Below are 6667 nucleotides of genomic sequence, written 5' to 3'. Positions count from 1 at the left end.
GCCATCGACGACATCAACGACACGTTCGTTGACCTGCCCGTGAGCGGGGACGTGGGCACGAACGACCAGAACCCCGACGGCCCGGCGGGCACGGAGGTGTTCACGCTGGTGTCGGGCCCCTCGAACGGCGCGCTCGTCTTCAACGCCGACGGCACGTATACCTATACGCCCAATGGCGGCTACCTCGGCGCGGACAGCTTCGAGTACCAGGTGTGCGACGGTGGCAGCCCGGTCGCGTGCGACACCGCGACGGTCTACATCGAGGTGCAGCCCCTTGGCGGCCCCGACAATGCCCCCCCGGTCGCTAACGCGGACACGAACACCACGGAGGTGGGCGTCCCCGTCAGCGGAAACGTACTGTCTAACGACTATGATCCCGACGGCGACACGTTCACCGTCACGGGCAACACGGCGCCCTCGAACGGCACCGTGGTGATCGACCCTGTGACTGGGGCCTACACCTACACCCCCGCGCCCGGCTTTGAGGGCCAGGACACCTTTGAGTACACGATCTGCGACAGCGGCGCGCCTTCACTGTGCGATACCGCCACGGTAACGATCACGGTGGTCCCCGACGCGGGCAACATCACCGTGGCCAACGACGACTCGTACTACGGGTACCCGGATGCCGACATCACGGGCAACGTATCCGACAACGACAGCGATCCCGAGGGCGACGCCCAGACGGTTAGCACGGTTCCCGTGAGCGGCCCGGCCAACGGCACGCTCGTGCTGAACGCCGACGGCAGCTTCACCTATACCCCGGGCGCCGGCTTCAGCGGCACGGACCAGTTCGTCTACAGCGTGAGCGACGACGGCAGCCCCGTGGCCACCGACCAGGCGACGGTCTACATCATCATCGACCCGAACGCGGGGGGCAACGAGATATTGGCCATCGACGACATCAACGACACGTTCGTTGACCTGCCCGTGAGCGGGGACGTGGGCACGAACGACCAGAACCCCGACGGCCCGGCGGGCACGGAGGTGTTCACGCTGGTGTCGGGCCCCTCGAACGGCGCGCTCGTCTTCAACGCCGACGGCACGTATACCTATACGCCCAATGGCGGCTACCTCGGCGCGGACAGCTTCGAGTACCAGGTGTGCGACGGTGGCAGCCCGGTCGCGTGCGACACCGCGACGGTAACTATTAAAGTTGTAGGCGATCCAATATTGGAAAATGATCCACCTATTGCAAATAATGATACTAATGTAACTGAAATAGATGTTCCAGTTAGTGGAAACGTTATAGTGAATGATTATGATTTAGATAATGATCCTATTGTTATTACGCAGAATACAAGCCCAATAAACGGAACAGTTGTATTAAACCCTGACGGAACTTATATATATACTCCTAATTTAGGTTATGTTGGAGAAGACACTTTTGAATATACAATTTGTGACAACGGCAATCCTGCACTTTGTGACACGGCTATTGTAACAATTTACATTATAGCTGATGAAGGAAATATTACTGTTGCAAATGACGATTCATATTATACCGAAATAAATCAACCTATTAATGGAAATGTCCTTATTAATGACAGTGATCCAGAGGGTGATACTCAAACCGTTGATGTTAATTTATCACCAATTAGTGGTCCAAATAATGGTACAGTGACTATTAATAGTAATGGATCATTTGTTTACACTCCTAATACCGATTTTACTGGTACGGATCAATTTGTATATTCTATATTTGATAATGGAAACCCTGTTGCAACAAACCAAGCAACGGTTTATATTCTTATTGAAGAAACACCTGCTCCTGCGATAGCAATTATCAAAACTGGTGTGTTCAATGATGAGAATGGAGATGATTGTACAAATGTTGCTGAAACAATTACCTACACATTTACCGTAACTAATGAAGGGAATGTTCCATTAGATAATATTTCAGTAACTGATCCATTGTTAGAAACTCCAAATCCAATTGTACCAATTGTACTTGTTTCTGGAGATAATGGAGATGGAATATTACAAGAAGGAGAAACTTGGATATTTGAAGCGAATTTTACTTTGACTCAAAACAATATTGATTCGGGGGAAATAAGCAACCAAGCAACTGTAGAAGGAACAGGTCCAGACCAAACTATTGTAACGGATCTTTCTGATGAAAATAGTATTCTTGAGGATGATCCTACTGTAATTGGGCTGTGCCAGCAGCCTGCGATCGACATAGTGAAGACCTCTTCGTATGACGACGGCGGGGACTGCAGCCAGCCTGGCGAGCTTATCGAGTACACTTTCTCGGTGACCAACCAGGGGAACGTGAGCCTGTCCGCGGTGTCCGTTGACGACGCGCTCCTTGGCGGCAACGTGCCCGGCCCGGTCAGCGGCGATACCGACGGCGACGGCGAGCTCGACGTGGACGAGACGTGGATATATACCGGTTCCTATGCGATCACCCAGGCGGACATCGACGCGGGGGAGGTGGTGAACACCGCCACGGCGGAGGCCACCGCCCCCGACGGGACCCTTGTGAGCGATGCCTCCGGAGGCTCTGTGGGCGTTGACGACCCGACGGTTACCGTCCTGTGCCAGCAGCCTGCGATCGCACTTATTAAAATAGCAACTCCTTCTGATGAGAATGGGAATGGGTGTGCTGATTTAGGTGAAACGATTGTTTACACTTTCGATGTTAAGAATACTGGAAATGTGGAATTAACAGATGTGATTATTACAGATCCTCTGGTTGCTGTGATTGGTGGACCAATTACACTTGCAGCAGGAGCCAATGATACTACAACCTTTTCAGCGATTTACACAGTTACACAGGTAGATGTAGATTTAGGATTGGTTGAAAATCAAGCTACAGCTGAAGGTTCATATAATGGAGGTGTTGTGATAGATATTTCTGACGACAGTAGTTATTTAGAGGATGATCCTACAGTAGTTGATTTATGTGATCTTCCACCGGTGGAACCTTCAATAACCTTGGAGAAAACAGGTGTGTTTGATGATAATAACGGTAACTTATCTGCTAGTGCAGGTGAAACTGTAAGTTATGTTTTCAGCGTAACAAATACTGGAAATGTTCCATTATATAATATAACAATAGATGATCAATTGCCAGGAATTATAATATCTGGAGGTCCAATTGCAGAGTTGTTGCCTGGAGAAACAGATAGCTCGACATTTACGGCTGTTTACACTTTAGTTCAGCAGGATATTATCAATAGAGAAGTTGTAAACCAAGCTAATGTTTTCGCAACAGATCCAGATAATAATGAGGTTTCAGACTTGTCTGATGATCCGACGGACTTAACCAATGAAGACTTAGAAGGCGATGGGGAGCCTGATGATCCTACGGTAGTTATTTTACCGGTTGTTGAAGCAGGCAACTTTGAAATATTCAATGGTATAACTCCGAACGGAGATGGCTACAACGATTATTTCTGGATACAAGGAATTCATAACTATCCAAATAACAATGTTAAGATATATAATCGATGGGGAGTACTGGTCTACGAGACTGACGGTTATGGTAGAGGCGATGATGATAGTGAAAATACCTTTAGAGGGATTTCAGAAGGACGTGTAACTGTTCAACAAAATAAGGAATTGCCTACGGGAACTTATTACTACATTCTTACGTTCCCAGCTGAGAATCCTGGTAAGAGCAGTTATAATGGATATTTATATATTAATAGATAGAAAAATCAAAAAATCCCGGGAGAGTTTTCCCTCCCGGGTTTAAAATACGTAACTATGAAACACAGTTATTTAACAGTCATAATTTTGATTTTACTTGGTACGTTTTCAAGTAAGGCGCAGCAGGATCCACAGTATACCCAGTATATGTATAACACTCAAGTGGTAAATCCCGCTTACGCTGGAAATAGGGAAACCTTAAACTTTGGATTATTATACCGTACACAATGGGTAGGCTTTGAAGGTGCTCCGAAAACTGGAACATTTACAGTGAGTTCACCTGTTGGTATTTTTGATAATATGGGGCTTGGGTTATCTATTGTTCGTGATGAAATAGGTCCATCGATTGAAACCAACGTTAATGTTGATTATTCCTATTCAATACAAACATCACAAACTGCCAAGCTATCTTTTGGACTTAAAGCGGGTGTTGATCTGCTTGATGTAGATTTTAATAAATTGAATCTGCCTAACTATCCCGCGGGCGAAGATCCTTTCTTTGAAAACAATAATATCGATAACAAACTGCAGCCACAAATAGGGGCAGGGGTCTATTATAACACTGAGAAATTTTATGCCGGACTTTCTGTGCCTAACTTTTTGACTACAAAACATTTTGATAGAGGTAGTTTAGCCAATACTCAATTGGAAACAACTCCAGCAGAGCGCATGCACTATTTTTTGATAGCAGGTTATGTTTTTGATATTAGTGATAATTTAAAATTTAAGCCAGCAACACTTTTCAAAATGGTTAGCGGTTCTCCATTACAGGCAGATGTTTCAGCTAACTTTTTGTTGTATGATAAGCTAACTTTGGGAGCTGCCTATAGATGGAGTGCGGCGTTCAGCGGTTTGGTTGGATTTCAGTTTACAGATGAAATTTTTCTTGGATTTGGTTATGATTATCAAACAACGGATATTGAAGATTACAGCGACGGATCATACGAGTTTATGCTTCGTTTTGAATTATTCAACAGACCAGAAAGAGTGTTAACTCCAAGATTCTTCTAAAAAAAATAAGACTATGAATACATTAGTACGTAACATATTTCTTTTATCATTTGTGGTTTTGACCGCGGGAAGCACGCTTGCTCAGAAAGGCGATATTAGAAAGGCAAATAAGGAATTTGATAGATTCGCATATATTGATGCAAGGGAGATATATCTAAAGGTTGTTGCAGATGGATACGAATCAGCCGAGATATACGAAAGGCTGGGTGATACCTATTATTTCAATAGTGATTATACTAACGCGGCCAAATGGTATGATAAACTTGTAACAAAATTTCCGGATGAAACCGATGCGGAATATTATTATCGTGCGGCGCAATCTTTGAAAAGTTTGGGTAGATATGAGGAGTCCAATAGATTGCTGGACACTTACAAGGCCAAGGGAGGTGAAGGGTTGGTTATCAAAAAATTTGAGGATGATCCCAATTACCTTAAAAGTATTGTATTTAAATCTCGAGAATTCCAATTGGCAAAAGTCAAAGTTAATTCAGAATTATCAGATTTTGGACCCTCTTTTTATATGAAAGATAAAGTGGTTTATGCAACTGCCGCCGGCGCGGGAGATGGAAAAGTGTACAACTGGACCCAACAGCCCTTTTTGGATCTTTATATTGCAGATGTTGATGCAGATGGACAGCTTTCCAATCCTACAAAATTAGGTGGCGATATCAACACTGAATATCACGAATCTTCCACAACATTTAGCAAAGATGGAATGACTGTTTATTTCACCAGAAATAACTTTTTGGATGGTAAAAAAGGCAGAGATAAAACCAAAGATTTTAAAACATTACGTTTAAATATTTACAAAGCCACTAAAACTGGGGAAAATACTTGGTCAAATATAGTTGCATTGCCTTTTAACAGTAAGGAATATTCCATTGCGCACCCAGCGCTGAGTTTAGATGAAAAAAGATTATATTTTTCTTCAGACATGCCCGGTACAGAAGGTATGTCGGATTTATGGTATGTTGATATTCTTGGCAATGACAGTTATGGGGAACCAGTAAATTTAGGCCCAGATATCAATACGGAAGGAAAGGAATCTTTTCCTTTCATTAGCGATAAAAACAATCTGTATTTTTCAACAGATGGTCGTTCGGGATTGGGTGGTTATGATATTTTCGTAACTCCACTAGATAAAGATGGAAAACCAGGTGAAATTACAAACCTTGGCGCTCCAACAAATAGTGCGCAAGATGATTTCGGTTTCATAATAAATGAAGAAAATAGAGTAGGGTATGTGTCCTCAAACCGAAGCGGAGAAGGCAGTATTGCAGATGATATTTATTTGGTGAAGGAAATGTGCACTATAACCATCCAAGGGGTAGTTACAGATGCCACATCAGGAGATGTTATTGCAGATGCCGAAGTAACCTTACTTGATGAAAACAACAAATTGCTAAATAAAACTATGTCTGCTACAGACGGTACTTACAATTTTACAGCAGACTGCAACAAGCAATACACTGTCCGCGGGATCAAAGATGGTTACAATCCGTATGAGAAAATCATTGAAACTCCATCAGCAACTGGAGTTGTTGACGTTCCATTACCACTGCAACGTGTGGGCCCTTGTCCTCCAGATGATTTAGGTTGTAGATTGAATCTTCAGCCAATCTATTTTGATTTCGATAAATCAAACATTCGTAAAGATGCTGAGATTGAGCTTGCAAAAATCCTTGCGGCGCTGCGCGAGTATCCAGAAATTATCATTCATATAGAATCTCATACAGATTCAAGAGGAAACGACGCATATAATATGCAATTATCTGAAAGACGTGCACAATCAACATTAAAATGGTTGGTTGGAAAAGGTATTGATCCGTCACGTTTAACTGCTAAAGGCTATGGCGAATCCCAACTTGTTAATCAATGTTCAAATGGTGTGGATTGCACCGCAGAAGAGCATCAGCTAAACAGAAGATCGATGTTTATTATAAAGAACTAATTAACCAAATATACTTTAACAAGCGTCCAATACAAGCTATTGGGCGCT

3 protein-coding genes are annotated in these 6667 nt (G+C 43.8%); all 3 read left to right on the top strand.

All coding sequences use genetic code 11. The features are described 5' to 3' along the window. The first annotated feature begins 3 nt into the window (after nt 1–3). The 3 genes from KIV10_RS09210 to KIV10_RS09200 are packed head-to-tail and all read left to right on the top strand — an operon-like array spanning nt 4 to nt 6619. Entirely contained in the window at nt 4–3660 is a 3657-nt protein-coding gene (locus tag KIV10_RS09210; RefSeq protein WP_407650176.1) for an Ig-like domain-containing protein, read from the top strand. 54 nt (nt 3661–3714) lie between these two features. Then, nucleotides 3715–4668 (top strand): PorP/SprF family type IX secretion system membrane protein, encoded by a 954-nt coding sequence (locus tag KIV10_RS09205; protein ID WP_214113210.1) that lies wholly within the window; start codon nt 3715–3717, stop codon nt 4666–4668. 13 nt (nt 4669–4681) lie between these two features. Then, the gene (locus KIV10_RS09200; protein WP_214113209.1) at nt 4682–6619 is read left to right on the top strand and encodes an OmpA family protein; all 1938 of its coding nucleotides are present in this window, start codon (nt 4682–4684) and stop codon (nt 6617–6619) included. Nucleotides 6620–6667 lie beyond the last annotated feature (48 nt).

The organism is Aequorivita echinoideorum (assembly GCF_018476645.1).
GTDB classification, from domain to species: Bacteria; Bacteroidota; Bacteroidia; order Flavobacteriales; family Flavobacteriaceae; genus Aequorivita; species Aequorivita echinoideorum.
This window is presented reverse-complemented; position numbering and strand designations above follow the sequence as displayed.